The organism is Pseudooceanicola algae (genome assembly GCF_003590145.2).
Lineage (GTDB): Bacteria > Pseudomonadota > Alphaproteobacteria > Rhodobacterales > Rhodobacteraceae > Pseudooceanicola > Pseudooceanicola algae.
This window is the reverse complement of sequence record NZ_CP060436.1, coordinates 2,949,211-2,975,916: the sequence shown is the minus strand read 5'-3', so window position 1 is coordinate 2,975,916 and position 26,706 is coordinate 2,949,211. Positions and strand designations below refer to the sequence as shown.

The window sequence follows — 26,706 nt, the reverse complement described above, 5'->3', positions numbered from 1 at the left end:
GGCCTCAACCTCGTAAATTAAAAACGGAGGGTCGGCCGGTCCCGTTACCCTCCGTTACCCCACGTGCTCCCTAGCACCACACGTGATCTCTGAAAGGTCGGGGCCTTACTGGCCGTGGGACTGTGATACCCCGGATCGGCTATCCAGCGCAAATTCCAAATCCCGAGAATCCCGCCTATTCCCTTAATCCACTGGAAAGACATTGCCGGTATTGCCCCAAACCGCAGGAATGTCGGGGAATTGAGATAGCAATCCGAAGCAAAACTACGCTCTGCAATCAATTCATTGCCCATTTCAGGCGAATTCGTGAAAAATACGTGACAGGGCAAAGCCGGGGGTTGCAGGCTGATCCTACCGGAGCCGTTTTCCGGTATCAAACCCCGCAGCCGGGCATATCGCAGGACCTGCTGGCGACCATCGGATCAGCGACACCTCAGCCATCCGCAGCACAGAACCACCAGAACGCCGAAACAGGTCCCGGAAAACAGGACTGACGGGCACAGGAATTGGGAGACATTCATGACAAGGGAAATCTTCATCGTCGCCTATGAAGGTGATGACGACAAGGATACACTGTTAAGCTATGCCATTGAACGGGCGACGAAAGACGGCTCTGCCCTGCATATCATCCACGTTCTGGAATGGTCGCCCTACAGCTTCCTGACCCCGGAAGAGGTCGAAGAACGCCACACCCGCCGCAAGACCGAACTGGCCCGCGCCAAGGAGATCATCCTTGATCCCGCCCTGGCCATCGCCGCCGCCGCCGGGATCGAGGCCACAGGCGAGATCCGATACGGCCAGGTGGTCGAGATCGTTTCGGCCACGGCGACGAAACTTGGGGCGGCCATGCTTTTCGTCGGCCGTTCGGGATCTAATTCGATTTCTGCAAGGGTCTTCGGGTCGGTGCCCCTGGGTCTGGCCCAGATCGCCTCTGTTCCCACGGTCATCGTTCCCTGAGCTGAAAGGCAGTGTCATGAGAAACATAATCACTCTGGCCGTCGCGGCGGTTTTCGCGGCTCTGGCGGCCCTGCCGGCCAGCGCCCAGTCCATCGACGAGACCATAAACCGGGTCTTCGCCGATTACACCGGCTGGTACGTGGGCTTCATCTTCGCGGATCTTCCGGGCACCAACTTTTCCTGGATCGCGCTCTGGCTGGTGGTTGGGGCGGTGATCTTCACCCTCTATTTCGCCTTCATCCAGCTGAAGGGCTTCGGCCATTCCATCGCGCTGGTGAAGGGCGATTATTCCGACCCAGACGACGCGGGCGAGGTCAGCCATTTTCAGGCGTTGGCCACGGCGCTGTCGGGGACGGTCGGGCTTGGCAATATCGCCGGGGTCGCGGTGGCCGTCGGGATCGGCGGGCCGGGGGCGACCTTCTGGATGGTCATTGCCGGACTGTTCGGCATGGCGACGAAGTTCACCGAATGCACATTGGGGGTGAAATACCGCAATGAATACCCCGACGGACGGGTGTCGGGCGGGCCGATGTACTACATGGTCAAGGGCTTTCGCGACCGCGGCCTGCCGGGGGGCAAGGTGCTGGCGGTGATCTTCTGCGTCTTCACCATCCTCGGGGCGCTTGGTGGCGGCAACATGTTCCAGTCCAATCAGGCACATTCCCAGCTGACCAACGTCTTGGGTGATTATCCCGGCTGGATCACAGGCACCATCCTGGCGGGCGTGACCTTCGTGGTCATCGTCGGCGGTATCAAGTCCATCGCCCGCGTGACCGAAAAGGTCGTGCCCTTCATGGGAATCTTCTATGTCGCCGTCTCGCTGGTCATCCTGGCGATGAACTTCGACATGATCGGCTGGGCCTTCGGGCAGATCTTTGCCGGGGCCTTTACCGGGCTCGGCGTCGCCGGGGGCTTTACCGGGGCGCTGATCCAGGGCTTCCGCCGCGCGGCCTTTTCCAACGAGGCGGGCATCGGGTCGGCGGCCATCGCCCATTCGGCCGTCCGGACGAAGGAACCCGTGACCGAAGGCTATGTCGCCCTGCTCGAGCCCTTCATCGACACGGTCGTGATCTGCACCATGACCGCGCTGGTCATCGTCATCACCGGGGTGTTGAACGTGGATCCCGAAACCGGTCTGTACATCTGGAACGAAGAGGCGGGTCGCATCGCCACTGACGGCGGGGTGTCCGGCGTGGCGCTGACCTCGGCCGCCTATGCGCAGGCGTTTTCCTGGTTCCCGGTCATGCTGGCCATTGCGGTGGTTCTCTTCGCCTTCTCCACGATGATCTCCTGGAGCTATTACGGGCTGAAGGCCTGGACCTACCTGTTCGGCGAAAGCAAGGGCAGCGAGCTGACGTTCAAGGTGATCTTCTGCCTGTTCATCGTGGTCGGCGCGGCCGCCAGCCTGGGCCCGGTGATCGACTTCTCGGATGCCATGCTGTTCTCGATGGCGATCGTGAACATCATCGCGCTCTACCTGCTGATGCCGATCGTGAAGCGCGAGTTGAACAGCTATGTCAGCCGGCTGAAATCGGGCGAGATCAAGCGCTTCAAGCATTGATCCGGTGACATCGCGACAAAGGTGGCCCTGCTTCGGCGGGGCCCTTTTGCGTCATGGATATCAGTCGAGGATCGAACCGGGGATCTGGTTTTCGTAAAACAGCGGCTGACCCCCAAGGGTGTTGCCGTTGATCTGCTTCAGCCGCTGCCGATACTCCTGCGCCGCCTGTGACGGGGGTGTGCCGGTATCAAGGTCCTGCACATATTGCTGCGACGCCTGGTTGCCCAGTTTCAGCCGCTTCTGCGCATCCGCCCCCTGACGCAGCTGGTTCTGGATCTGCAATTGTCCGGTTGGATCGTCCAGCCCGACGATCCCTTCGGCCTGCACGGCGGGGCCCGCTGCCAGAACGGCAAGGATCACGGGCAGAGCGAGGATGGGGCGGGTCATGATGGCGGCTCCTTTTCGGGGCAATCTACAGGAGAAACGCGCCGAGGTATGGCCCGGTTGCACCCCTGCCCCCCTACAGGCCGAAAGGCGCCCACGAAAAACCCCGCAGCCTTTCGGCCACGGGGTTCGGCAATCGCGAAAGAAACGCGGATCAGTAGCGATAATGTTCCGGCTTGAACGGGCCCTCGTTGCTGACCCCGATGTAGGAGGCCTGCTCGGGGCTCAGCTTGCTAAGCTTTGCGCCGACCTTGGCCAGGTGCAGGGCCGCGACCTTTTCATCCAGATGCTTGGGCAGGATGTAGACCTCGTTGCCGTATTGCTCGCCCTTGGTGAACAGTTCGATCTGGGCCAGCACCTGGTTGGTGAAGCTGGCCGACATCACGAAGGACGGGTGGCCGGTGGCATTGCCCAGGTTCAGCAGGCGGCCTTCGGACAGCAGGATGATCTTGTTGCCCGAGGGCATCTCGATCATGTCCACCTGTTCCTTGATGTTGGTCCACTTGTGGTTCTTCAGGCTGGCAACCTGGATCTCGTTGTCGAAATGGCCGATGTTGCCGACGATGGCCATGTTCTTCATCGCGCGCATATGCTCGATGCGGATCACGTCCTTGTTGCCGGTGGTGGTGATGAAGATATCGGCGCTGTCGGCGACATCTTCCAGCGTCACCACCTCGAAGCCGTCCATCGCGGCCTGAAGGGCGCAAATCGGATCGACCTCGGTCACCTTCACGCGGGCACCGGCACCGGCCAGCGAAGCCGCAGAGCCCTTGCCCACATCGCCGTAACCGCAGACCACGGCGACCTTGCCGGCCATCATGGTGTCGGTGGCGCGGCGGATGCCGTCGACCAGGGATTCCTTGCAGCCGTACTTGTTGTCGAACTTCGACTTGGTGACGGAATCGTTGACGTTGATCGCGGGGAAGGGCAGCAGGCCCTTCTTTTGCAGGTCATAGAGGCGGTGCACACCGGTGGTGGTTTCCTCGGAGACCCCCATGATCGCGTCGCGGGTCTTGGTGAACCAGCCCGGCGATTGCTCCATCCGCTTGCGGATCTGGGCAAAGATCGCCTCTTCTTCTTCCGAGGTCGGGACACCCAGCACATCTTCGCCCGCCTCGGCGCGCGCGCCCAGCAGGACGTAAAGCGTGGCATCGCCACCGTCGTCGAGGATCATGTTGGCGCCGTCCGGGAACTGGAAGGACCTGTCGAGGTAATCCCAGTGCTCGACCAGACTTTGCCCCTTGATCGCGAAGACCGGCGTACCGCCGGCGGCAATCGCCGAGGCCGCGTGGTCCTGGGTCGAGAAGATGTTGCAGCTGGCCCAGCGGACATCGGCGCCCAGCGCCGTCAGCGTTTCGATCAGGCAGGCGGTCTGGATGGTCATGTGCAGGGACCCCACAATCCGCGCACCTTTCAGCGGCTTGCTGTCGCCGAATTCCGTGCGCAGGGCCATCAGCCCCGGCATTTCGGTTTCCGCGATATCAAGCTCCTTGCGACCGAAGTCTGCAAGGTTAATGTCCTTTACGATATAGTCCTGGGTCATATAGTCCGGTCTCCTGGTGGGTCGGTCCTGTGCCGGGATAGCAGGTGGTCCCCGAGCGGGCAATGGCAGGCCCATTGCTCTACGATAGCTTAGTGACGAAGGTGTAAACATGACTCAAGCCAGGGCCTGGCAACGCATGCTTTCGGGACGGCGGCTCGATCTGCTGGACCCGACGCCGGTGGATATCGAAATCGACGATATCGCGCATGGGCTGGCTTTCGTCGCCCGTTGGAACGGTCAGACGCGCGGCGATTACGCCTATTCCGTGGCCGAACATTCGCTGCTGGTCGAAGCGCTTTTTGCCCGTATTTGCCCCACTGCATCCCCGGCGCAACGGCTGACTGCGCTGCTGCATGATGCCCCGGAATATGTTATCGGAGACATGATTTCGCCTGTAAAGGCGGCAATTGGCCCGGATTATGGGCACCTTGATGCCCGGCTGGCGGCGGCAATCCACATCCGTTTCGGCCTGCCGGCGGTGCCGACCAAGGCGCTGAAGGCCCGGATCAAGCGCGCAGACCGGATTTCCGCCTGGATGGAGGCCACCCGGATCGCTGGCTTTTCAGACTCCGAAGCCACCCGCCTGTTCGGCCGCATCGAAAGCGGGTTGATGGAGGGCCTCGACATCCTTCTGCGCCCTCCGGTCGAGGTCCGCCGCGATTTCACCGCCCGCGTCGCGGCCCTGCTGGACCAGATGTCATGACCCTGCATGTGCGACGCGCCGGGGCACTGGATTGCGCGCCCATGGCCGACCTGCTGAACCAGATCATCGCCATCGGTGGCACCACCGCCATGACCCAGCCGGTCACTGGCGACATCCTTGCCGGCTGGATGACCCGCAGCCCACGGTCGCTGTGGCATATCGCCGAAGACGATGGCGGCACGCTGCTTGGCTTTCAATATGTTCAGCCGCATCCGAAACATGGCCCCAAGGTCGCGCAGATCGCCACCTTTGCCCGCGTCGGTCGCACCGGGCTCGGCATCGGCTCTGCCCTTTTCGAGGCGACGAAAACCGCCGCCCGCGCCGAGGGCTACACCTGGATCGATGCCGAGATCCGCGCCGACAACAGTTCTGGCCTGACCTATTACCAAAGCCGCGGCTTCGAGGATTACGGCCGGATCGAAGGTTATCGCCTGGGCGACGGCAGTCTGGTGGACAAGCGGCTGAAACGCTACGATCTGTAACCCCGGCGGGGTCTTGCCGCCGGATCGTCCACAGATCCGCCAGTCCTGCCAAAGACAACACGCCGACACCCTCCACCCCTTTGACTGCGCCGCCGCGCCTGTCATGCTGGCCCCGAACCAGAAGGAGAAACACGATGAAGGTCGGAATCGTCGGAACAGGCATGGTCGGATCAGCAGCGGCCTATGCGCTGGTGCTGCGCGGCGCGGCGGGAGAGATCGCCCTCGTCGATCACAACCCCGCCCTCGCCCGCGCCCAGGCCGAGGATATCGCCCACGCGGTGCCCTTCGTGCATCCCTGCCAGGTCCACGCGGGCAGCTATGACGCGCTGGCCGGTGCCGGGGTGGTCATCATCGCCGCCGGGGTGCCGCAGAAACCCGGCGAAAGCCGCCTTTCCCTGCTGGGCCGCAATGCCGAGGTGTTTTCGGATGTGATCAGCCGCGTCATGCAGGTTGCGCCGGACGCGGTCCTGCTGATCGCCTCCAACCCCGTCGACATCATGACCGAAGTCGCCCTGCGCGCATCCGGCCTGCCGCCCGAACGGGTGATCGGCTCCGGCACGGTGCTGGACACGGCCCGGTTCCGCATGTTGCTGGGCGACCACCTGGGCATCGCGGCGGAATCCGTCCATGCCTATGTGCTGGGCGAACATGGCGATTCAGAGGTCCTCGCCTGGTCCAGCGCCCGCGCCGGGTCCGAGTCGATCAGTGATTTCGCCGACCAGATCGGTGCCCCCCTGACCGAAGCGGTCCGCGCGCGCATCGACGATGCGGTTCGCCACGCAGCCTACAAGATCATCGAAGGCAAGGGCGCCACCTGGTACGGCATCGGCGCAGGCCTGGCCCGGCTGGTGCAGGCCATCCGCGACGACCAGCGCGCCGTCCTGACGGTGTCGATGGTCGTGCAGGATTTCCAGGGCGTGTCGGACGTGGCCCTGTCCCTGCCCCGCGTGGTCGGCGCGACCGGCATCGTTGAAACCCTGATCCCGCACCTGACATTTTCCGAGATGAAGGCGCTGAAAGCCTCGGCCGAAACGCTTAAGGCGACGGCGCTGGAACTGGCCTAGGGGTTTGCGGCCTGATCAATGATCGCTCCGGGGGCCGCGCCGATCCCCAGCCCGGCGTTGTCAGCGCGGTAAAGCGGACGCGGCGGGAACATCTGCGGATCGGTTGTTCTTTTCAGCCAGCGATGCGCGTGCAGCTGTTTCAGGGATTGCGACAGGGCCCGATCCGAGATCGGCGCAAGCGCCCCCCGGATTTCGCCGAAATGGCGCGGCGTCTGACAGACAACAAGGATCGGGACAGTCCAGGCCCGCCGCAACAAAATCCTGCTCGCTGTTTCCTCGCCGGAAGGATCCTTGCCGATATCCTCCTCGTCAGCGCCGTTGGCACGGGCCGCTTTCGACCCGACTTTCAGGATCTGACCCGCGATAGCGGCCATTTCGATGCCCTTCGGTGTCAGCCGGAATTCCGGACGCAATGGGTGGCCATGGCCGGGATTGCGCTCAAGAAGGCCAAGCTCGACCAGATGTCCAAGGCTTTGGGCAAAAGCCGTCCGACTGGCCCCGGTTGCCGCAAGAAGCGCCGCCTGTCGCCCCGGAACACCTGCATCAAGGCTTGCAAGGATGTTCAGCGACCAGGCGCGCGAGGTAATCCTGACAAGAGTATCTATGTCCATAAAGTATAGTTACTACATTTTATACAAGGAGGGAATCCCCCATGCCGGTCGTCACCCTTGAAGAAACGATCACCCTCGCGCTGTCGGTGCGTGACCGCCATGCCAGCGCGAAATGGTATGGTGAAATGCTCGGCTTCGATCTGCTCTACCATGCGGATGACGCCGGCTGGAGCGAATTGCAAACCCTGACCACGGGCGTCACCCTTGGCCTTGGCGGATAGGCAGAACCCGCGCCGGGCAATACCGTCCCGGTCTTCGGCGTCGCCGACATCCATTCCGCGCGCAAGGCTCTGGAATCCGCAGGCGTGACATTCGACGGAGCGACGGACGTTATCGAAGGCATGGTCAGCACCGCGACCTTCTATGATCCGGACGGAAACGCGCTCATGCTGGCTCAGGATCTGACCGGCGGGGCCTAACGCGGCGACCGCTTCGCCAGGATGCGTTGCAGAGTCCTTCGGTGCATGTTCAGCCGCCGCGCGGTTTCGCTGACATTGCGGTCGCAAAGCTCGTAGACGCGCTGGATGTGTTCCCAACGGACGCGGTCCGCGCTCATCGGGTTTTCCGGCGGCGGGGGCAGTTCGTCGCCACGCGCCAGCAGGGCGTTGGTGATGTCCATGGCGTCCGCGGGCTTGGACAGGTAATCCGTGGCCCCGATCTTGACCGCCGCGACGGCCGTCGCGATGGCGCCATACCCCGTCAGCACGACGATCCGGCAATCGGGGCGCTTTTCGCGCAGCACCTCGACCACGTCGAGACCATTGCCATCCTCAAGCCGCAGATCGCAAACCGCATAGGCCGGGGGGCGGGCAGTGGCGATGGCCCGACCGGCGGCAACGCTTTCGGCGGTCTCGACCTCGAATCCGCGTTTTTCCATCGCCTTGGCGAGCCGCTTCAGGAAGGGCTCATCGTCATCCAGAAGAAGCAGAGTCCTGTCGGCCCCGAGTTCCAGCATGTCTTCCATAGCGACCCGTCCTTCTGGCTCTGCGCTTGAACGCCCTGCAAGAGACAGCGCGCGCGTCCAACGATCCTAGACCCGAAGCCCTGCGGCGTCAAACGCAACCGGTCCCTGCGACAATCGGTGCGGGTTCGGCACCCTTACAATTTCCACAACATTATCAAACACCTAGACAGGAACCGCCCTGGTCCGCGCGCGCCGGAGCCCCGTCAGATTTGCCTCCGCCCCGGCAAGCCCGTATCAAGGCCCATATCGAGGGATTGTCCCGCTGGAGGAGCCGCAGATGGCCAATACCGGACCCGACCCTTTGCCCGAGGCGGCGCCGGAAACGGCCCCGGACCTGGCCTTTCCGATCCTGAAGGGCGAAAATCGCGGGAACTGGATCCGTCTGCGCACGCTGATCCTGCTGCGTTGGGGGGCGATCACGGGCCAGCTTTCGGCGCTGCTGGTCGCCTCGGAAGCCTATGATCTGCAACTGGAATACGGGCTGTGCCTGTTCGTTGTCGGGCTGTCGGTGATCGGCAACCTGATCGCCAGCATCATCTTTCCCGAAAGCAAGCGCCTGACAGAGGCGGAAAACCTGCTGATGGTGCTCTTCGACCTGCTGCAACTGGGTTTGCTGCTGTACCTGACCGGCGGGCTGCACAACCCGTTCTCGATCCTGATCGTCGGGCCCGTCACGGTCTCGGCAGCGGCGCTGTCGGCGCGCTCGACCATCTTCGTCGGCTCCGCCGCGATCATCCTTGTCACCCTGCTGGCCGAATATCACCTGCCGCTGCGCACCGCCTCGGGCAATGTCCTGCAGGTGGCAGAGCTGTTCCTGTTCGGCAATTGGCTGGCCATCGTAATCGCGGTGATCTTCCTTGGCATCTATTCGCGCTGGATCGTGACCGAGATGCATTCCATGTCCGACGCGCTTCAGGCGACGCAGCTGGCTCTGGCGCGCGAACAGAAGCTGACCGACCTTGGCGGAGTCGTCGCGGCCGCCGCGCATGAGCTTGGCACGCCGCTCGCCACGATCAAGCTGACCTCGGCCGAACTGATCGACGATCTGGACGGCCACCCCGACCAGCAGGACGATGCCCGGCTGATCCGCGATCAGGCCGACCGTTGCCGCGATATCCTGCGGTCCATGGGGCGCAGCGGAAAGGAGGATCTGCTGATCCGGACCGCCCCCCTGTCCGCCGTGATCGAAGAAGCCGCCGAACCCCACCGCCTGCGCGGCAAGGACATCCATTTCACCTACGCCGGGTCCCACGGCGGGCGGCGCCGGCCTTTGGCGAGTCAGCCCCTTCGGCCCGAAGAGGCAAGGCGCGGAGCGACCGACACCCCGCCCCTGATCCTGCGGCGCCCCGAGCTGATCCACGGATTGCGCAACCTGGTCCAGAATGCGGTCGATTTCGCCGGTTCCGAGGTCAGGGTAGACAGCACCTGGGACGATCACCGTGTGACCGTACGCATCACCGATGACGGTCCGGGGTTTTCCGCCACGGTCCTTGGACGCATCGGCGACCCCTTCATGCGCCGGCGCCGCCTGCCAGCCGAAGGCATCGCCCGCCCGGAATACGAAGGCATGGGCCTTGGCCTTTTCATCGCCAAGACCCTGCTGGAACGCACCGGCGCGGAACTGAGCTTTGCCAATGCCTCGCCCGAAGGCACGGCGGACGCCACCCTGCGCGGGGCCATCGTCGTCGTCGCCTGGCCACGCCGTCTGGTCGATGCACAGATCGGCGAACATTCCGGACCCCTTGGGCAAAACCGACCCATAACCGGGTGAAACAGCAATTCCGTTGCGACCCGAGTATTTAATGGCGTCTATGAATTCCCCGTAAACACGTGCCTCTTATTATGTTAGTTCGAAATATATTACTCCGAGTGCATTTCGGTTAACCTGTTGTTTACCGATCATTCAGAACTATGAATGTCATTGGGGAGGAACTGCAGTTGAATTTCGAGGTCGGCGCACAGCTGGCCGGGCTGAACGTTGCTGAATCCATTATCGCCGTTGTCCTGAGCCTTGGATTATCGGCGGTCTGCGTCGCAATGATCATGTTCGGAACACGGCGGGGAAAGACCGGATTGCCCGAAACGCTGGAGGCGTCCCGCTCGACGCATGCCGTCTTCGTTTTCGATGAACACCGGCTGCTATCCGGTCCCCAGGACTGGCACGACCCTCTGGGAAACGACGGCGAAGACGAATCCGACTGGGAGCGGCTGCACCGCCAGTTTGCCCCGCGGTTCCCGACCATGCCGGATCTGCCCGCCCTGTCGCCGGGGGAAAATTTCGGCATCCATCTGTCCTGCCTCAGCGGGGATGAAGCAGTGCTGCGGATCCGCCAGATCGGCCATCGCCTGCGCGTGACCCTGCGCGAAGCCGAACCGCCCTGCATGCAGGACCGCAACAACGCGCGGCTGAACCGGATCCAGCTGTCGAACCTGCGGTCGGTCGTGGAACAGATCTCGATCCCGGTGTGGTCGATGGATTTCAGCGGGGCGATCACCGACCGAAACGCGGCCTTCCGACAATTGGAGGTACAGCTGACCGGGTCAAAGGACATCACCGCCCCGCTGTTGCGAAGCGCCGATGTGGCGCAGGAACAGCCGGCGTTCAATTACCGGGTCATGCTGGATCCGCGCGGTCGGTCGCCGGAACGCTGGTTCGATGTCTCGGCCCGACGGCAAAAGGCCGGCTGGCATTGTTCAGCTCAGGATGTCACCGCCCTGGTGCGCGCCGAACTGGCGCAGCGCAATTTCGTGCAGACCCTGACCAAGACCTTTGCGCAACTGTCCACCGGGCTGGCGATCTTTGACCGGGATCGCCAGCTGATCCTGTTCAATCCCGCGCTGATCGACCTTACACAGCTTTCGCCGGAACTGCTGACCTCGCGCCCCAGCCTGTCGCAGTTCTTCGACAACCTGCGCGACCGCCAGATCATGCCGGAACCCAAGAACTACGCCTCCTGGCGCGATCAACTGAACGCGCTGGTCTCGGCCGCCGCCGATGGCCGCTATCAGGAGACCTGGTCGCTGTCGACCGGCGCCACCTACCGCGTCACGGGCCGCCCGCACCCCAATGGCGCCGTCGCCTTCCTTTTCGAGGACATTACCGACGAAATCCTGATGACCCGCCGGTTCCGCCAGCAGCTTTCGCTGTCGCAATCGGTGCTGGACGCGATCACCGATGCCATCGTGATCTTCGACGCCCAGGGGATGATGAGCTATTGCAACACCTCCTACCGCCACCTGTTCCGCATCGAAAGGGACGCCGATCTGTCCGAGGTCGCGATCCGCGACGCCCATCGCATGTGGAGCCGCAGCGCAACCGAGGCGCGTGACCTGGACCCGATGCTGACCCAGCTTCTGACACGGCGCGACAAGTGCGATGCGGACCGGCACTTTACCCTGGTACTACGGGACACGGGCGAGATCCCCTGCCGGGTGCTGCCCCTGGTTTCGGGCGCCTGCATGGTCACCTTCGGCAATCTTCAGAACACCCAGGCGGCCCTGCCGCTGCTGGACCTGTCCGAACTGTCGGAAGAGACCGCCGCCGAATAGTCGCGCCGTCGACAGCGCCTGCTTCACCCCCACCCTATCCGTTCCGAAATCCCGTTCCTGCTGTTGCGATATATGGCACAGATCATATATTCGACGAGGCGCATACGGCCAGAGGGCCCGCATGCCATCAGGGGTCCGCGCGGATTGGGTAAGACCATCGTCCCGCCGGACCGGGGAGAGGGGACAAGCATTTGAACGACACGCCGCGCGGCACCACCGCGACTTCGGGGCCGATCACCGGCCAGCCAAGGGTCGATTCCACCCTGTCAAAGGGGTTGCTGATCCTCGAGGTGCTGACCTCGACCGATCGCCCCAAGGGCGTGACAGAGCTTTCGCGGGATCTTGGCCTGACCAAGTCCAACGTCTTTCGCCTGCTCCAGACGCTTTGCGTGCTGGGCTACGTCCGCCATACCGCCGACAAGCAGTACGAGGCGACGCTGAAGACCTGGCAAGTGGGCCGGTCCGTGGTCGAAAACCTCAACCTGCGCGAACTGGCCGCGCCGCAGATGCGGATGCTGTCGGATGAAACCGGCGAAGCTGTCTATCTTGCCGTGCCCGAGGCGCGCACCGTCATCTACATCGACAAGATCGAAAGCCGCCAGCCGATCCGCACCTGGAACCCGGTGGGCGGTGCCGCCCCGATCCATGCGGTGTCGACCGGAAAGGCGATTCTGGCGGCGAATTACGACCGCTTCCGCCCGTTGCTCGAAACCGGGATGGACCGCCATACCGACCGGACCCTGACCGATCTTGCCGCGCTCGATGCTGAAATAGCCACGATCCGCGCACGCGGCTATGCCATCGATACCGGAGAGTTCCGCGAGCGGGTGCATGGATACGGCGCGGCGATCACCCTGCCCGACGGATTTGTCACCGCTGCCATCGGGATTTCGCTGCCCGACCTCAACCTGCCCGCCGATGCAGAGGCACGTTATGGCGCGCTGGTCCGCCATGCGGCGGCAGAGGTCACCGCCCGGCTTGCCCGCGTCTGAAGCGGGCAAACCCTTCAGGTGTCAAGTTCTTCCACTGGCCCACCTTCGGCTTTCCAATCGCTGAACCCGTCCTTCAGATGCGCGACCTCCAGCCCCATGTCCTGCAGCGTCGCCGCTGACAGCGCAGACCGCCAGCCCGAAGCGCAATGCAGGACAAAGCGTTTCTCCTCGCCGAAGACTGGTCGGAAATAGGGGCTTTCCGGGTCGATCCAGAATTCCAGCATGCCGCGTGGCACATGCAGGCTGCCGGGAATGACACCGTCGCGCTGTCGCTCCCGCAGATCGCGCAGATCCACGATGACCAGATCCGGATCGCCCAATTCCGCGATAAGGGCCTCGGTCGGGACCTCTTCGATCCGCGCCCGCGCCGCCGCGACCATATTCGCTGAACTCCGTTTCAGTTTTCGCATTGCCCTCTCCCTGTGCATCATCATGTGCCGCTATTCGAAATCGTATTTCTGAATATTGACACACTTCCGCGCCTTCGCCAAAGTCCTCCTGCCGCCAGGAGGCGGCCCTGAACGGAGCCTTGCAGATGCGGACCCCTTCCGCGACCCCCCTCTGGCAAATCTCGGCAGCAGAGCCGGAAACCGCCTCGCCCCTGGCGGGCGCATCCCATGCTGATCTTGCCATCGTCGGCGCCGGATTCACCGGCCTGTCCACCGCCCTGCACGGGGCCACGGCCGGGCTGGACTGCCTTGTGCTGGAGGCAGAGCGGCCGGGTTTCGGCGGTTCCGGGCGCAATGTCGGGCTGGTCAATGCCGGGGTCTGGCTGCCCCCGCGCAAGGTGCGCGCCACCATGGGCGACGGGCCGGGGGCGCAGTTCATCGACTATTTCGGCACTGCGCCAGAGCGGGTCTTCGATCTGATCGAAAAGCACCAGATCCGATGCGAGCCACGCCGCAATGGCACGATCCACGCGGCACATTCCCCTGCCGGGTTCCGCGATCTTCAGGCCCGTGCCGCGGATTGGCACGCCATCGGCGCGCCGGTCGACCTGCTGGACCCGGACGAGACCGCAAAGCTGACCGGCACGCGGGGGTTCCACGGTGGGCTGCTGGATCACCGGGCCGGTACCATCAACCCCGAAGCCTATTGTCGCGGGCTGGCCCGTGCCGCCCGTGCCGCCGGGGCGCGTATCGCCACCGGGACCGAGGTCACGGCGCTGCGGCGCGACGGGGATCTCTGGCATCTGACGACCTCGCAGGGAAACATCACCGCCCGCGCCGTGGTGCTGGCGACCAACGCCTACACCGGGGGCCTCTGGCCCGGTCTGGCGCAGGGGTTCACGCCGATCAGTTTCTTCCAATGCGCCACCGCCCCGCTGGGGGCCGAGGCCGCGCATGTGCTGCCCGGTGGCCAGGGTCTCTGGACGACGGCGCCGGTGATGACATCCCTGCGGCGCGATGCGGACGGGCGGATCATTCTCGGCTCCATGGGGCGGATCACGCGCGGGACCTCGCTTCGATGGGCGAACCGGACGCTGCAGCGGCTCTATCCCGAATTGCCCCCGGTCGGGTTCGAAACCTGCTGGCATGGCACCATCGCCATGACCCCCGATCATCTGCCCCGCATTCACCGCCTGGCGCCCGATCTTTACACGCCGATCGGGTATAACGGGCGCGGCATCACCACCGGCACGATCTTTGGCCAGGCCATCGCGGCCTTGCTGACCGGCGCCGGTGAAGACAGCCTGCCGCTGCCCCTGACCGCCCCGACCCGCGACCGCGCGCGCGGCCTGAAGGCCGGCGTCTACCGCGTGGGCTTTGCCGCCCATCAATTCCTCAAGTCGATCTGAAAGCCTGCCCATGCCCCCCCATCCCAGCCGCGCCCCCATCCGCGTCGGAGTCGACATCGGCGGCACCTTCACCGATGTCGCCCTGAGCCACCCCGGCGGGCTGGCCAGTGCCAAGGTGCTGACCGATTACAGCCGCCCCGAAGACGCGATCCTGACCGGCATCGCCCAGGCCTGCGCCAGCGCGAATGTCGCGCCCTCTGCCATCGTTCAGGTCATCCATGGCACCACGCTTGTCACGAATGCCCTGATCCAGCGGCGCGGCGCACATATGGCCTTTGTCACCACCGAAGGCTTTCGCGACGTGATCGAGATGCGGTCCGAAAACCGGTTCGAGCAATATGACCTGAACCTCAAACTGCCCGAACCGCTGGTCCCCCGGCAGCACCGCCACACCCTGCGCGAACGTATGGACGCCGAGGGCAAGGTGTTGCTGCCGCTTGATCCGACGGAAATCGCGCAGTTGGTCGAGACGATCCGCGATGGCGGGTATGAGTCCGTCGCCATCGGTTTCCTGCACGCCTATGCCAATGGCGCCCATGAACTGCAGGTCGCCGCCGCCCTGCGCGCCGCCCTGCCCGACCTGTCGATCTCCCTCAGTTCGGTGATCTCGCCCCTGATGCGGGAATTCGAGCGCTTCAACACCGTGATCGCCAATGCCTACGTGCAGCCGCAGGTCGCCGCGTACCTTGGCCGCCTTGTGGAAAGGTTGCGCGCCGAACACATCCCGGCCCCGGTCTACATGCTGCATTCCGGGGGCGGGCTGATCTCGGTCGACACCGCCGCCGAGCAGCCCGTCCGCCTGCTGGAATCCGGTCCCGCCGGGGGCGCGATCTTTGCCGCCGAGCTTGCCCGCGCCCATGGCATCCCCCGCGCGCTGAGCTTTGACATGGGCGGGACCACCGCCAAGATCTGCCTGATCGAGGACGGCCGCCCAAAGACCGCCAATACATTCGAGGTCGCCCGGACCTACCGCTTCAAGAAGGGCTCCGGCATGCCCGTCTCGACCCCCGTGGTCGAGATGGTCGAGATCGGTGCCGGTGGCGGCTCCATCGCTTCGGTCGATGCCATGGGGCGCGTGCAGGTCGGCCCCGCGTCGGCCGGGTCGGAACCGGGACCCGCCTGTTACCAACGTGGCGGCAGCGACCCGACGGTGACCGATGCAAACCTGCTCATGGGTCGACTGGACCCACAGAACTTTGCCGGCGGCGCAATCCCTCTGTCGCCCGACCTGTCGACAAAGGCGATGCAAGCGCTTGCGCCCTCGGGCCTGACCGCTGACGAAGCCGCCTTCGCGGTGACAGAGATGGTGGACGAGAACATGGCCAACGCAGCCCGCGTCCATACGGTCGAGAACGGTCGTGACATCGAAAGCTTCACCATGATCGCCTTTGGCGGGGGCGCGCCGCTGCACGCCTGCCGCCAATGCGAAAAGCTGGGTATAGATGCTCTGCTGATCCCGCCCGGCGCGGGCGTCGGGTCTGCCATCGGGTTTCTGCAGGCGCCTTTCAGCTACGAGGCGACGCGCGGCTTGTTCCAGCGCCTCGACAGCTTCGACGCGGCAACGGTCAACAGGACGCTGGCCGAGATGCACGACGAGGCCACGAGGTTTCTCGGCAACACCAAGGGGCCGCTGATTCCCCGGCTGACCGCCTTCATGCGCTATGCCGGGCAGGGCTGGGAGATCCCGGTGCCGCTGGCCCAGGACAGCTTCGGCCCCAATGACCTGCCCGCCCTGCGCCGCGCTTTCGAGACGTGCTATCGCCAGCTTTTCGGCCGCGTCATCGACGATCTGGCGGTCGAGGTCACGAACTGGTCGCTGACCCTCGCCACCGAGACGCCCGACCCCACGCCCGTCACCCGCAGCCTCGGCACGACGCAAGCAGACACCAGCCAGACCCGTATGGTCTTTGACGCCGCCCTGCGTCGCCGCGTCGAGGCATGCGAAATCCCCCGCGCCGGAATGACCCCCGGCATGCGTATCGAAGGCCCCGCCGTCATCACTGAATCCGAAACCACCACCATCGTCACAAGCGCCTTCACAGCCATCGCCCAGCCGGACGGTGCGCTTCTTCTGCTTCGGAAAGGAGGCTGAGATGTCCGCTCTGGATTACCAGATCATGTGGTCCCGCCTCATCGCCGTGGTCGAGGAACAGGCCACCACGCTGATCCGCACCGCCTTTTCCACCTCGGTCCGCGAGGCCGGTGACCTGTCAGCGGGCCTCTTCGACCGGCAAGGCCGGATGATGGCGCAGGCGGTGACCGGCACGCCGGGCCATGTCAACGCCATGGCCGAAAGCGTCGGCCATTTCATCGACCGGATCGGCGCGCAGACCTTCCGACCCGGCGATGTCTACCTGACAAACGACCCCTGGATGGGCACCGGCCATCTGCATGATTTCACCGTCACGACACCGGTGTTCCGCGCCGGGGTGCATATCGGCTTCTTCGCCTGCACCGCCCATGTGGTCGATATTGGCGGGCGCGGCTTTGGGCCGGATGCGAACGAAGTCTACGAAGAAGGGCTGCTGGTCCCGATCATGCGCTTTGCCGATGGCGGAGAAGTCTCGCCCATTCTGCTCGACCTGCTGCGCTGGAATACCCGACAGCCGGATCAGGTGATCGGCGATCTCTATTCTCTCGCCGCCTGCAACGAGGCCGGGGAAAAGCGCCTGCAGGCCATGCTGGACGAATTCGCCCTCGACGATCTGGATGGGCTTTCGACCTTCATCCTCGAGCGCAGCCGCGCCGCCACCCTTGCCGCCATCGCTGCGCTGCCAGATGGCCGCCACGAGAACCGGATGCGCGTCGATGGCTACGACGAAGCGGTCGACCTCGTCGTCACGCTGGACATCGCGGGCGAAAGGCTCAGCGCGGATTTCACCGGCACCGGGCCAATGTCGCGCTTCGGTGTCAACGTGCCAGAGGTCTACACCCGCGCCTATGCCTGCTACGCGCTGAAATGCGCCATCGCGCCGGAGGTGCCGAACAACACCGGCTCGCTGGAACCTTTCGCGATCTCGGCGCCCGAAGGCTGCATCCTGGCGGCGCGGCGCCCCGCGCCGGTCTCGGTACGCCATGTGATAGGTCACCTGGTGCCCGACGTGGTGCTGGGCGCGCTGCACAAGGCCCTGCCCGGCACCGTCCCGGCCGAAGGGGCCTCGGCCCTCTGGAATATCCAGATCTCGGCCCGCGCGACAGACCCCGAAAGCGCCCTGCCCCCGGCCGAAGTGCTGATGTTCAACTCCGGTGGCACCGGTGCGCGTCCCCGTCTGGACGGGTTGTCGGCCACCGCCTTTCCCTCCGGCGTCAAGACAATGTCGGTCGAGGTCACCGAACAGGTCGGCCCGATCATCATGTGGCGCAAGGACCTGCGCCCCGGTTCAGGGGGCGCGGGGCAATTCCGTGGCGGCCTCGGCCAGGTGATCGAGATAGAGGCGCGCGACGGCTATAATTTCTGGTTCAATGCCATGTTCGACCGGGTCGACCACCCCGCCAGAGGCCGCGATGGTGGCCTGCCCGGGGCGCCCGGCCGGGTCGAACTCACCGATGGCACCAAGCTGCGCGCCAAGGGGCGCCAACATGTGCCCGCCGGCGCGCGTCTGCGCCTGTCCCTTCCCGGCGGCGGCGGCTACGGTGCGCCCAGCGATCGCGACAAGGCCGCAATCCGCGCCGACCTTGCCGCCGGATACATCACCCCAGACCAGGCCCGCGAATGCTACGGGCTGGCAGAAGACGGAGACTGACATGACCAAACCCATTGCCATCGTGACCGGCGCCGCCCAGGGCATCGGTTTTACCTGCGCCGAGGTCCTCGCCGAACAGGGCTTTGCCCCGGTACTTGTCGACGTGCAGGAAAAGGTGCTGACCAGCGCCGAAACCCTCGGCGCCCCCGGCTATATCTGCGACATGGCCGACCCGGCCGCGGTCAAGGCCACCTTCGCCCGGATCGCCGAAGACCACGGCGCGCCCACGGCCCTGGCCCATTGCGCCGGGATCGCGGTTGCGGGCGATTTCCTGACATGCTCGGTCGAGGATTTCAAACGGGTGATCGACCTCAACCTGACCGGCACCTTCGTCGCCAACCAGACGGCCGCGAACCTGATGATCGCCGCCGGCATCCAAGGCGCAATCGTCAACATGTCCTCGATCGCCGCACTTCTGGCCAACCCGGCGATCAGTTCCTATGTCGCCTCCAAGGCCGGCGTCACCGGCTTTACCAAGGCCGCCTCCCTCGCCCTCGCCCCGCATAACATCCGCGTCAACGCGGTCGGCCCCGGCTCCATCGACACGGCGATGATGGCGGCGGTGAACTCGAACCCTGCGGCGATGGATACCGCCATGTCCCGCACCCCCCTGAAACGCATGGGCACCGCCCGCGAAGTTGCCGAAGCCGTCGCCTTCCTGGCCGGTCCGAAATCCAGCTACATCACCGGCGAGACCCTCTATATCGACGGCGGTCGTCAGGGTCTCAATTACACCTGCTGACCCGACCCAAGGCCGGCCCCGGAACACCCCGAGGCCGGCCCCCGCGTGCCCCTGACCATGTTTCCCTGTTTCAAATATCCCGGGGAGTCTCCGGCACGGAGACGGGGCAGAGCCCCTTTCCCGACTTCAGATCGCATCCCCCGCCAGCAGGGAGGCATTGCCCCCCGCCGCTGTCGTATCAACACACAGATGCCGCTCCAGGAAGATATGCCCGACGTCCGGCATGGCCGTGATCAGCGGCAGGATCGCTCCATCCCGGCGCGCCAGAGCACGGGCATAGGCGCGCGCCGCTTCCGGGTCGCCCCACCAGATTGCCCCGCCGATATCCAACCGGGTTTGCAGATCCTGCGGCGCCATCCCTTCGGCCGCGACCGCGCGACCGCCAAGCGCTTCCACGGCCTGCACCTGCGTCGCAGTATCCGGACCAAGGCACAGGATCGGCGCGCGCGCGCTCAGCCTCAGGCGGTTCAGTTCTCCGGTCGGGCCGGGCAAGATCAGGTCCGTGACCGGCGCCTGTGGTATCGCCGCATCACAGGCGGTGGGGCACTGATACCGGGTGACGTAATGGGGTCCCCCCGCCTTGGGGCCCGTACCGGAAAGCCCCTCTCCGCCAAAGGGTTGGCTACCCACGATCGCGCCGATCTGGTTGCGGTTCACATAGATGTTCCCGGCGTGGATCGCGTCGGACACCTCCTGCACACGGGTATCGATCCGGGTATGCAGCCCGAAGGTCAGCCCATAGCCGGTCGCATTGATCGCCGCGATCACCTTGTCCAGATCCGCCGCCCGATAGGTCGCCAGATGCAGCACGGGGCCAAAGACTTCGCGGTCCATCTCGGCAATGCCCCCGACCTTCAGCAGCACCGGCGGTATGAAGGTGCCGCCTTGCGGCGTTTCCAGCCGGTGCAGCACCTGATCCGCGTGCTCGGCCAGATAGGCTTCGATCCCGTCGCGGGCCTCGGCGTCGATCACCGGACCGACATCGGTGCTGAGGTTCCAGGGGTTGCCGACCCGCAGCTCGTTCATCGCGCCCTTGATCATCTCGATCATCTGCGGCGCGATATCTTCCTGAACGTAGAGGCAGCGCAGGGCAGAACACCTTTGTCCTGCGCTCTGGAACGCCGAGGCGACGATGTCGCGCACCGCCTGTTCGGGCAGCGCGGTCGAGTCCACGATCATCGCGTTCAACCCGCCAGTTTCCGCGATCAGCGGTGCGCCGGGGTCGAGGGTGTCCACCATGTTCAGCCGGATCTTTCTGGCCGTTTCGGTCGAGCCGGTAAAGGCCACGCCCGCGATCCGTGCATCGCCGGTCAGCGCAGCGCCCACCGCGCCATCGCCGGGCAGCAATTGCAGCGCCCTCACCGGCACACCAGCCTCGTGCAACAGGCGCACGGCCATCGCCGCGACAAGGCAGGTCTGCTCCGCCGGTTTCGCCACCACGCCATTGCCCGCCGCCAATGCGGCCGCGATCTGTCCTGTGAAAATCGCCAGTGGAAAGTTCCACGGGCTGATCGCCGCAAAGACTCCGCGCGCCGCATCGCTGCGCACCGCGCCCTGATCCGCGTAATAGCGCAGGAAATCGACAGCTTCGCGCAGCTCACCCACCGCATCGGGCAGGCTTTTGCCGGCCTCCTGCGTCAGGGTCGCGAACAGCGACCCAAAGTGTTCCTCGTAGAGATCCGCCGCCCGGCGCAGGACCTCGGCCCGTTCTTGCGGCGAGGCCTTCCAGCGGGCGGCAGCGGCCAGCGCGGCCTCGACACAATCGGCATCCGCCTCGGTCACCTGGGCGACGATGGCGCCGGTGGCGGGGTTCCAAACCGCGCGCGTCTGGCCGGAAACCACCCCGGCCACCAGCGGCGTCGCATCTGGCACCGCCACGTCACGCGCCGCGTCGATCCGCGCCAGTTCCGTTGCATCGGTCAGATCGAAACCGCGTGAGTTCCGCCGATCCCCGAAGATCCTGTCGGGCAGGTCCAGCCCGGCGGGGCGCCGTGCTTCGGCCAGCATTTCGAAGGGATCGCGCGCAATGATCTCGGGCGTGACCCGGGCATCGACGACCTGGTTCACAAAGCTGGAATTCGCCCCGTTTTCCAGCAGCCGCCGCACCAGGTAGGCCAGCAGATCCCGGTGCGCCCCCACCGGCGCATAGATCCGGCAACGCGACTTGGTCTCTTTCAGGATGATGTCGTGCAGACGCTCGCCCATTCCGTGAAGCCGCTGGAATTCATAGGAAATGTTGCCAACCATCTCCAAAACAGCGGCAGCGGTATGGGCGTTGTGGGTGGCGAACTGGGGATAGATCCGGTCGGCATAGCGGATCAGCTTCTGGGCATTCGCAATATAGCTGACATCGGTACCGGGTCGGGTGGTGAACAGCGGGAAATCTTCATGCCCTTCGACCTGGGCATGCTTCATCTCGGTGTCCCAATAGGCGCCCTTGACCAGCCGTACCATGATGCGCCGGTCCAGCCGGGTCGCCAGTTCGTAAAGCCAGTCGATGACCTGTCCGGCGCGTTTGCCATAGGCCTGCACCACGACGCCGAAACCATCCCAACCGGCAAGCTCCTCGTCTTCCAGCACGTTCTCGATGACCTTCAGGGACAGCACCAACCGGTCCTGTTCCTCGGCATCGATGTTCAAACCCATCCCGGCCCGCGCCGCCTGACGTGCCAGATCGCGCACGACGGGCACCATTTCCTCGATCGCGCGGTCTTCCTGCGCAACCTCGTAGCGGGGGTGCAGGGCCGACAACTTGATCGAAATGCCGGGGTTCGCCTCGACCGAGCCCTTGGTGCAGGCCCTGGCAATCGCCGCGATCGCATCGCTGTAGGATTTGGCATAGCGCGCCGCATCCGAGGCGGTCATCGCCGCCTCGCCCAGCATGTCGTAGCTATAGGTATAGCCCTGACTTTCCAGCGGCTTGGACCGGTCCAGCGCCTTGGAGATGCATTCGCCCAGCACGAATTGGCGGCCCATTTCCTTCATCGCGCGGGTCACGGCTGCGCGGATCACCGGTTCGCCAAGACGCTTCACAGCGCCCCGCAGGGTCGAGGCCATGCCAGGCTTTTCGTCTTCCAGCACCCGACCGGTCAGCATCAGCGCCCAGGTCGAGGCATTGACCAGCGGAGAAGACGCCTGCCCCATGTGGCTGGACCAGTCCGACGGCGCGATCTTGTCTTCGATCAGCGCATCGATGGTCAGACGGTCCGGCACCCGCAGCATGGCTTCGGCCAGGCACATCAGCGCCACGCCTTCGCGCGTCGACAGCCCGTATTCGCCCAGGAATTGTTCCATCAACGTGGGTTTCTTCGAGGTCCGGATCTTTTTCACGAAATCCACCGCCCGGTGCGAGATCATCTCGCGCGCGGGTTTGGCCAGATCCGTCTGGGCCACCAGCCAGTCGAGCACCTCGGCTTCGGGTGCATGTTTCGCCTTGCCTTGCATTTCTTCGAACCGGGTCATGTCACTCTCCACCGTTTGGACCTTTGTATCGCATCCCGAATGGTCGTTTCGGCTGAAATAGGGCTATACTTGCGGCGATAGGACCAAATTCAGCAGCCCCGACAGACGATAGGCCCGCCCTTATGCACCCTGACAGACCAAAGCCCGATCTGGATGCCATGGATCGCAAGATCCTGGCCGAACTGACCGCCGATGCCCGCATCCCGGTAGCTGAACTAGCCCGCAAGGTCGGCCTGTCAAAAACCCCGGTCGCGGCCCGCATCAGGGCGCTGGAGGCCGGCGGGCTGATCACCGGCTACCGCGCCGTGCTGTCCCCGATCAAGCTGGGCCTGACCCATGTGTCCTTTGTCGAGGTCCGCCTGTCCGACACCCGCCAAGAGGCCCTGAGCCGTTTCAACGCCGCCGCCCGCACCATCCCCGAGATCGAGGAATGCTACATGATTGCAGGCGGATTCGATTACCTTCTCAAGGTACGCACCCGCGATATCGCCGATTATCGGCAGGTGATGGGCGAAAAGATATCGACCCTGCCGCATGTCTCGGCGACCTCGACCTACGTGGCGATGGAAGCGGTGATCGAACAGAAGGCGCCGGATCTCACGTAAGCACCCGACGCAGTTCGGCCTGAAGGGTCAGCAGGGGCGGCAGGTAGCGGGTGACGATGTCTTCGGGGTTTTCGCCGCGCACAGGCAGGCCGATGTTCAGCGCGGCGACGGTGCGACCATGGGCATCCAGCACCGGCACGGCGATGGATCGCAGGCCCATCTCTACCTCCTGGTCGATCACGGCGTGACCCTGCGCACGGATCTCGGCCAGGCGGGCCATCAGGCGGTCGGGGTCGGTTTCCGTCAACTCGGTCCGCGCGACCAGCGCCATGCGATCCAGCCGCGCCCGCGCCTCTGTCTCGGGCAGGGCGGCCAACAGGACACGCCCCATCGAAGTACAATACCCCGGCAGGCGCGATCCCGGCATCAGCGCGATGGACATCAGGTTCCGCTGCGCGGCGCGGGCGACATAGACGACCTCCAGATCATCCAGCACGGAAACCGAGGAGCTTTCGCCCAGTTCCGCGCTCATCAGGTCCAGCGAGGGCTGCACGATCTGCGCAAGGGGCAGGGTGGCAAGGCAGGCCGTCCCCAGCCGCAGCACGCGCGGGGTCAGGGTAAAGTACTTGCCGTCATACTGCGCATAGCCGAGCTCTGTCAGGGTCAGCAGGCAGCGCCGCGCCGTGGCGCGATCAAGGCCCGAAGCCTGCGCGGCCTCGGTGATCGACTGGCGCGGATGATCGGCCGAAAAGGTTTCGATCACCGAAAGGCCCTTGGCGAGGCCAGAGATCATGTCGCGTGGGTTCATCGCCGCCCCCATTTGTGCGTTATCCGTACAAATGTAGCATATCGCACAAACTTTCTTGCCGTCGAGGGGGGCGGGCCCATAAATCACCGGCAAAGGAGACGCTCTATGGACAAGATTTGCCCCAGCCTTGCCGAGGCGGTCGCGGGAATCCCGGACGGTGCGGTGGTCATGATCGGCGGTTTCGGCGGCTCCGGCGCCCCGATCGAGCTGATACACGCCCTGATCGACGCCGGCCCGAAGGACCTGACGGTCATCAACAACAACGCCGGGAACGGCCGCATCGGCATCGCCGCGATGATAGATGCGGGGATGGTCGCCAAGATGATCTGTTCCTTCCCCAAAAGCAGCGACCCCCGCGCCTTCACCGACCGCTATCTTGCCGGTGAAATCGCGCTGGAGCTGGTGCCGCAGGGCACGCTGGCGGAACGCATCCGTGCCGCCGGGGCAGGGATCCCGGCCTTCTACACGCCGTCCTCCTACGGGACCGAACTCGCCGAGGGCAAACCCGTCGGGGAATTCGACGGACGCTCCTACGTGCAGGAACGCTGGCTGAAGGCCGATTTCGCACTGCTCAAGGCCGATACCGCCGACACCTACGGCAACCTGACCTACCGGATGGCGGCGCGGAACTTCAATCCGCTGATGGCGGCTGCGGCCACCACCACCATCGTGCAGGCTCGTCAGATCCTCGCTCCCGGCGGGATCGAGCCGGAAAACGTCATCACCCCCGGCCTTTACGTCGACACGCTGGTCGAAGTCACCGACCCGCAGCAGGAAGAGACCCTGATCCGGGCCGGCGCAACCTATGAAGGGGCCAAGGCATGACCGACGCGAAACTTTCCAACGCCCAGATCGCCTGGCGCGCCGCGCAGGACATCGAGGACGGCGCCTACGTCAATCTCGGCATCGGCTTCCCCGAGATGGTCGCGCAATACACCGTCGAGGGTCGCGAGGCGATCTTCCACACCGAGAACGGCATCCTGAACTTCGGCCCCGCGCCCGAGCCGGGAACCGAGGACTGGGACCTTATCAACGCCGGCAAGAAAGCCGTGACGCTGAAGCCCGGCGCGGCCTTCTTCCACCATGCAGACAGCTTCGGCATGGTCCGGGGCGGGCACCTGGATGTCGCCATCCTTGGCGCGTTGCAGGTGGCGCAGAACGGCGACCTTGCCAACTGGCGCGTCGGCAACAAGGGCGTGCCCGCCGTCGGCGGTGCGATGGACCTTGTGCATGGGGCCAAACGTGTCGCGGTTATCACCGATCACGTCACCAAGAAGGGCGATCCCAAGCTGGTCGAAAGCTGCACCTTTCCGCTGACCGGCGTGGGCTGCGTGACCCGCGTCTATACCAGCCTTGCCGTGGTCGATATCGAGGACGGGCATTTCGTGCTGCGTGAAAAGCTGCCGCAGATCTCGATGGACCACCTGCGCGCCCTGACCGGGGCCGAGCTGCACATCGACGGCGATGTCGCGGAGCTGAACGTTCCCGAACTGTGACCGGCTGTCCCGGCGGCATCGCCCGCCGGGACCCAACCTGACCCCAAAAGGACAATGCCATGACCGAGGTCTTCATCTGCGACTACATCCGCACCCCCATCGGCCGGTTCGGCGGCGCGCTTGCCACCGTGCGCGCCGATGACCTTGGCGCGATCCCCCTGAAGGCGCTGATGCTGCGCAACGCCGGCGTGGACTGGGAAGCGGTCGACGACGTGATCTACGGCTGCGCCAACCAGGCCGGCGAGGACAACCGCAATGTGGCACGCATGTCGCTGCTGCTGGCCGGTCTTCCGGTTTCGGTGCCCGGCACCACGATGAACCGGCTTTGCGGGTCGGGCATGGACGCCATCATGACCGCCGCCCGCGCCATCAAGGCCGGCGAGGCCGACCTGATGATCGCCGGGGGTGTCGAATCCATGTCCCGCGCGCCCTTCGTCATGCCGAAGGCCGAAACTGCCTTTTCCCGCAAGGCCGAGATCTATGACACCACCATCGGCTGGCGCTTCGTCAACAAGCTGATGAAGAAGCAGTACGGCGTCGATTCCATGCCCGAAACGGGTGAAAACGTGGCCGAGGACTTCAACATCTCGCGCGCCGATCAGGATGCCTTTGCCCTGCGCAGCCAGGACAAGGCCGCCGCCGCGCAGAAAAATGGCCGCCTGAGCAAGGAGATCACCCCGGTCACCATCCCGCGCCGCAAGCAGGACGACCTGGTCTTCGATGCCGATGAACATCCCCGCCAGAGCACGCTGGAAAAGCTGGCGTCGCTGCCGACGCCGTTCCGCGAAGGCGGCACGGTCACGGCGGGCAACGCCAGCGGCGTCAACGATGGCGCGGCGGCGCTGATCCTTGCCAGCGCGGAAGCGGCGGCGAAATACGGGCTGACCCCGATCGCCCGCGTTCTGGGCGGTGCCTCCGCCGGCGTCGAGCCACGCATCATGGGCTTCGGCCCCGCGCCCGCGTCGAAAAAGCTGATGGCGCGGTTGGGTCTCGGCCAGTCCGACTTCGACGTGATCGAGCTGAACGAGGCCTTCGCCAGCCAGGGTCTGGCCACGCTGCGCGACCTCGGCATCGCGGATGACGACGACCGGGTGAACCGCAACGGCGGCGCCATCGCGCTTGGCCACCCGCTTGGCATGTCGGGCGCACGGATCACCGGCACCGCGGCGCTGGAACTGCTGGAAACCGGCGGCAAGCGGGCGCTGGCCTGCATGTGCATCGGCGTCGGCCAGGGCATCGCCATCGCGCTGGAAAAAGCCTGATCCAACCGGATCGGCAAGGATCTTCATGCGGCAGGAGATC

23 protein-coding genes and 1 pseudogene are annotated in these 26,706 nt (G+C 64.8%); 17 read left to right on the top strand and 7 right to left on the bottom strand.

The genetic code is table 11. The annotated features are described in order from the left end of the window. Nucleotides 1-519: 519 nt before the first annotated feature. Together PSAL_RS13880 and PSAL_RS13875 are read left to right on the top strand one after the other, a co-directional pair. On the top strand, nucleotides 520-957 hold the full coding sequence (locus tag PSAL_RS13880; protein ID WP_119839516.1) for a universal stress protein: 438 nt from the start codon (nucleotides 520-522) through the stop codon (nucleotides 955-957). A gap of 16 nt (nucleotides 958-973) precedes the next feature. Beyond that, nucleotides 974-2,518: an alanine/glycine:cation symporter family protein gene (locus PSAL_RS13875; RefSeq protein ID WP_119839515.1), complete on the top strand. Its 1,545-nt coding sequence runs from the start codon at nucleotides 974-976 to the stop codon at nucleotides 2,516-2,518. 60 nt (nucleotides 2,519-2,578) lie between these two features. Here the strand turns inward: PSAL_RS13875 and PSAL_RS13870 are convergent, their stop codons facing one another. Beyond that, on the bottom strand, nucleotides 2,579-2,905 hold the full coding sequence (locus PSAL_RS13870) for a hypothetical protein (RefSeq protein ID WP_119839514.1): 327 nt from the start codon (nucleotides 2,903-2,905) through the stop codon (nucleotides 2,579-2,581). A 151-nt stretch (nucleotides 2,906-3,056) separates the two neighbouring features. Further along, on the bottom strand, nucleotides 3,057-4,445 hold the full coding sequence (gene ahcY / locus PSAL_RS13865; RefSeq protein WP_119839513.1) for an adenosylhomocysteinase: 1,389 nt from the start codon (nucleotides 4,443-4,445) through the stop codon (nucleotides 3,057-3,059). Between the two features lie 109 nt (nucleotides 4,446-4,554). Between ahcY and PSAL_RS13860 the strand changes: the two genes are divergently transcribed. The 3 genes from PSAL_RS13860 (at nucleotide 4,555) to PSAL_RS13850 (ending at nucleotide 6,694) form a co-directional block, all read left to right on the top strand. After that, entirely contained in the window at nucleotides 4,555-5,148 is a 594-nt protein-coding gene (locus tag PSAL_RS13860; RefSeq protein WP_119839512.1) for an HD domain-containing protein, read from the top strand. After that, a complete protein-coding gene (locus PSAL_RS13855) occupies nucleotides 5,145-5,630 on the top strand; it encodes a GNAT family N-acetyltransferase (protein ID WP_119839511.1) in 486 nt (161 codons plus the stop codon). Before PSAL_RS13860 ends, PSAL_RS13855 begins: the two co-directional genes overlap by 4 nt. Nucleotides 5,631-5,764: 134 nt before the next feature. Continuing rightward, nucleotides 5,765-6,694 carry an L-lactate dehydrogenase gene (locus tag PSAL_RS13850; RefSeq protein WP_119839510.1) on the top strand — a complete coding sequence of 310 codons (930 nt, stop codon included), beginning with the start codon at nucleotides 5,765-5,767 and terminating at the stop codon, nucleotides 6,692-6,694. On the opposite strand, the gene PSAL_RS13845 is transcribed toward PSAL_RS13850, so the two are convergent. Further along, nucleotides 6,691-7,305, bottom strand: coding sequence for a winged helix-turn-helix transcriptional regulator (locus PSAL_RS13845; protein ID WP_119839509.1), 615 nt, complete (start codon nucleotides 7,303-7,305; stop codon nucleotides 6,691-6,693). The two genes, PSAL_RS13850 and PSAL_RS13845, sit on opposite strands and share 4 nt — an antisense overlap. Before the next feature lie 41 nt (nucleotides 7,306-7,346). Here PSAL_RS13845 and PSAL_RS13840 point away from each other — a divergent pair. Continuing rightward, nucleotides 7,347-7,724, top strand: a pseudogene (locus tag PSAL_RS13840) (VOC family protein). Here the strand turns inward: PSAL_RS13840 and PSAL_RS13835 are convergent. After that, entirely contained in the window at nucleotides 7,721-8,269 is a 549-nt protein-coding gene (locus PSAL_RS13835) for an ActR/PrrA/RegA family redox response regulator transcription factor (RefSeq protein ID WP_119839508.1), read from the bottom strand. The pseudogene PSAL_RS13840 and the gene PSAL_RS13835 overlap by 4 nt on opposite strands. A gap of 277 nt (nucleotides 8,270-8,546) precedes the next feature. Between PSAL_RS13835 and regB the strand changes: the two genes are divergently transcribed. From regB to PSAL_RS13820, 3 genes are all read left to right on the top strand, one after another. Continuing rightward, nucleotides 8,547-10,040 (top strand): sensor histidine kinase RegB, encoded by a 1,494-nt coding sequence (gene regB, locus PSAL_RS13830; protein ID WP_119839507.1) that lies wholly within the window; start codon nucleotides 8,547-8,549, stop codon nucleotides 10,038-10,040. Between the two features lie 140 nt (nucleotides 10,041-10,180). Beyond that, complete coding sequence (locus PSAL_RS13825; protein ID WP_119839506.1) at nucleotides 10,181-11,818, top strand: PAS-domain containing protein; 1,638 nt, start codon at nucleotides 10,181-10,183, stop codon at nucleotides 11,816-11,818. Between the two features lie 191 nt (nucleotides 11,819-12,009). After that, nucleotides 12,010-12,810, top strand: coding sequence for an IclR family transcriptional regulator (locus PSAL_RS13820; RefSeq protein ID WP_231388525.1), 801 nt, complete (start codon nucleotides 12,010-12,012; stop codon nucleotides 12,808-12,810). Nucleotides 12,811-12,824: 14 nt separating this feature from the next. On the opposite strand, the gene PSAL_RS13815 is transcribed toward PSAL_RS13820, so the two are convergent. Further along, nucleotides 12,825-13,220 (bottom strand): rhodanese-like domain-containing protein, encoded by a 396-nt coding sequence (locus PSAL_RS13815; protein ID WP_119839505.1) that lies wholly within the window; start codon nucleotides 13,218-13,220, stop codon nucleotides 12,825-12,827. Nucleotides 13,221-13,345: 125 nt separating this feature from the next. Here PSAL_RS13815 and PSAL_RS13810 point away from each other — a divergent pair, with 125 nt between their 5' ends. The 4 genes from PSAL_RS13810 to PSAL_RS13795 are packed head-to-tail and all read left to right on the top strand — an operon-like array spanning nucleotide 13,346 to nucleotide 19,093. Beyond that, nucleotides 13,346-14,608, top strand: a complete 1,263-nt coding sequence (locus PSAL_RS13810; RefSeq protein ID WP_119839504.1) for an NAD(P)/FAD-dependent oxidoreductase — start codon at nucleotides 13,346-13,348, stop codon at nucleotides 14,606-14,608. A 10-nt stretch (nucleotides 14,609-14,618) separates the two neighbouring features. After that, complete coding sequence (locus PSAL_RS13805) at nucleotides 14,619-16,700, top strand: hydantoinase/oxoprolinase family protein (RefSeq protein WP_119839503.1); 2,082 nt, start codon at nucleotides 14,619-14,621, stop codon at nucleotides 16,698-16,700. A 1-nt stretch (nucleotide 16,701) separates the two neighbouring features. Further along, entirely contained in the window at nucleotides 16,702-18,351 is a 1,650-nt protein-coding gene (locus tag PSAL_RS13800) for a hydantoinase B/oxoprolinase family protein (protein WP_119839502.1), read from the top strand. 1 nt (nucleotide 18,352) lies between these two features. Then, nucleotides 18,353-19,093, top strand: a complete 741-nt coding sequence (locus PSAL_RS13795) for an SDR family NAD(P)-dependent oxidoreductase (protein ID WP_119839501.1) — start codon at nucleotides 18,353-18,355, stop codon at nucleotides 19,091-19,093. A 126-nt stretch (nucleotides 19,094-19,219) separates the two neighbouring features. On the opposite strand, the gene putA is transcribed toward PSAL_RS13795, so the two are convergent. Further along, nucleotides 19,220-22,555, bottom strand: a complete 3,336-nt coding sequence (gene putA, locus PSAL_RS13790) for a bifunctional proline dehydrogenase/L-glutamate gamma-semialdehyde dehydrogenase PutA (protein WP_119839500.1) — start codon at nucleotides 22,553-22,555, stop codon at nucleotides 19,220-19,222. A 158-nt stretch (nucleotides 22,556-22,713) separates the two neighbouring features. Here putA and PSAL_RS13785 point away from each other — a divergent pair, with 158 nt between their 5' ends. Further along, nucleotides 22,714-23,160, top strand: a complete 447-nt coding sequence (locus PSAL_RS13785; RefSeq protein WP_231388524.1) for an Lrp/AsnC family transcriptional regulator — start codon at nucleotides 22,714-22,716, stop codon at nucleotides 23,158-23,160. Here the strand turns inward: PSAL_RS13785 and PSAL_RS13780 are convergent. After that, the gene (locus tag PSAL_RS13780) at nucleotides 23,153-23,908 is read right to left on the bottom strand and encodes an IclR family transcriptional regulator domain-containing protein (protein ID WP_196941859.1); all 756 of its coding nucleotides are present in this window, start codon (nucleotides 23,906-23,908) and stop codon (nucleotides 23,153-23,155) included. The genes PSAL_RS13785 and PSAL_RS13780 overlap by 8 nt on opposite strands. A 105-nt stretch (nucleotides 23,909-24,013) precedes the next feature. Here PSAL_RS13780 and PSAL_RS13775 point away from each other — a divergent pair, with 105 nt between their 5' ends. The 3 genes from PSAL_RS13775 to pcaF are packed head-to-tail and all read left to right on the top strand — an operon-like array spanning nucleotide 24,014 to nucleotide 26,666. After that, nucleotides 24,014-24,733: a 3-oxoacid CoA-transferase subunit A gene (locus PSAL_RS13775; RefSeq protein WP_119839497.1), complete on the top strand. Its 720-nt coding sequence runs from the start codon at nucleotides 24,014-24,016 to the stop codon at nucleotides 24,731-24,733. Then, the gene (locus PSAL_RS13770; protein WP_119839496.1) at nucleotides 24,730-25,404 is read left to right on the top strand and encodes a 3-oxoacid CoA-transferase subunit B; all 675 of its coding nucleotides are present in this window, start codon (nucleotides 24,730-24,732) and stop codon (nucleotides 25,402-25,404) included. Before PSAL_RS13775 ends, PSAL_RS13770 begins: the two co-directional genes overlap by 4 nt. Nucleotides 25,405-25,463: 59 nt before the next feature. Beyond that, complete coding sequence (pcaF, locus tag PSAL_RS13765; protein ID WP_119839495.1) at nucleotides 25,464-26,666, top strand: 3-oxoadipyl-CoA thiolase; 1,203 nt, start codon at nucleotides 25,464-25,466, stop codon at nucleotides 26,664-26,666. The last annotated feature ends 40 nt before the right edge of the window (nucleotides 26,667-26,706 follow it).

Coding starts and splice junctions, on each gene's coding strand:
- PSAL_RS13880 (WP_119839516.1), top strand. CDS start 520: ATGACAAGGGAAATCTTCATCGTCGCCTATGAAGGTGATGACGACAAG.
- PSAL_RS13875 (WP_119839515.1), top strand. CDS start 974: ATGAGAAACATAATCACTCTGGCCGTCGCGGCGGTTTTCGCGGCTCTG.
- PSAL_RS13870 (WP_119839514.1), bottom strand. CDS start 2,905: ATGACCCGCCCCATCCTCGCTCTGCCCGTGATCCTTGCCGTTCTGGCA.
- ahcY (WP_119839513.1), bottom strand. CDS start 4,445: ATGACCCAGGACTATATCGTAAAGGACATTAACCTTGCAGACTTCGGT.
- PSAL_RS13860 (WP_119839512.1), top strand. CDS start 4,555: ATGACTCAAGCCAGGGCCTGGCAACGCATGCTTTCGGGACGGCGGCTC.
- PSAL_RS13855 (WP_119839511.1), top strand. CDS start 5,145: ATGACCCTGCATGTGCGACGCGCCGGGGCACTGGATTGCGCGCCCATG.
- PSAL_RS13850 (WP_119839510.1), top strand. CDS start 5,765: ATGAAGGTCGGAATCGTCGGAACAGGCATGGTCGGATCAGCAGCGGCC.
- PSAL_RS13845 (WP_119839509.1), bottom strand. CDS start 7,305: ATGGACATAGATACTCTTGTCAGGATTACCTCGCGCGCCTGGTCGCTG.
- PSAL_RS13835 (WP_119839508.1), bottom strand. CDS start 8,269: ATGGAAGACATGCTGGAACTCGGGGCCGACAGGACTCTGCTTCTTCTG.
- regB (WP_119839507.1), top strand. CDS start 8,547: ATGGCCAATACCGGACCCGACCCTTTGCCCGAGGCGGCGCCGGAAACG.
- PSAL_RS13825 (WP_119839506.1), top strand. CDS start 10,181: ATGAATGTCATTGGGGAGGAACTGCAGTTGAATTTCGAGGTCGGCGCA.
- PSAL_RS13815 (WP_119839505.1), bottom strand. CDS start 13,220: ATGCGAAAACTGAAACGGAGTTCAGCGAATATGGTCGCGGCGGCGCGG.
- PSAL_RS13810 (WP_119839504.1), top strand. CDS start 13,346: ATGCGGACCCCTTCCGCGACCCCCCTCTGGCAAATCTCGGCAGCAGAG.
- PSAL_RS13805 (WP_119839503.1), top strand. CDS start 14,619: ATGCCCCCCCATCCCAGCCGCGCCCCCATCCGCGTCGGAGTCGACATC.
- PSAL_RS13800 (WP_119839502.1), top strand. CDS start 16,702: ATGTCCGCTCTGGATTACCAGATCATGTGGTCCCGCCTCATCGCCGTG.
- PSAL_RS13795 (WP_119839501.1), top strand. CDS start 18,353: ATGACCAAACCCATTGCCATCGTGACCGGCGCCGCCCAGGGCATCGGT.
- putA (WP_119839500.1), bottom strand. CDS start 22,555: ATGACCCGGTTCGAAGAAATGCAAGGCAAGGCGAAACATGCACCCGAA.
- PSAL_RS13785 (WP_231388524.1), top strand. CDS start 22,714: ATGGATCGCAAGATCCTGGCCGAACTGACCGCCGATGCCCGCATCCCG.
- PSAL_RS13780 (WP_196941859.1), bottom strand. CDS start 23,908: ATGAACCCACGCGACATGATCTCTGGCCTCGCCAAGGGCCTTTCGGTG.
- PSAL_RS13775 (WP_119839497.1), top strand. CDS start 24,014: ATGGACAAGATTTGCCCCAGCCTTGCCGAGGCGGTCGCGGGAATCCCG.
- PSAL_RS13770 (WP_119839496.1), top strand. CDS start 24,730: ATGACCGACGCGAAACTTTCCAACGCCCAGATCGCCTGGCGCGCCGCG.
- pcaF (WP_119839495.1), top strand. CDS start 25,464: ATGACCGAGGTCTTCATCTGCGACTACATCCGCACCCCCATCGGCCGG.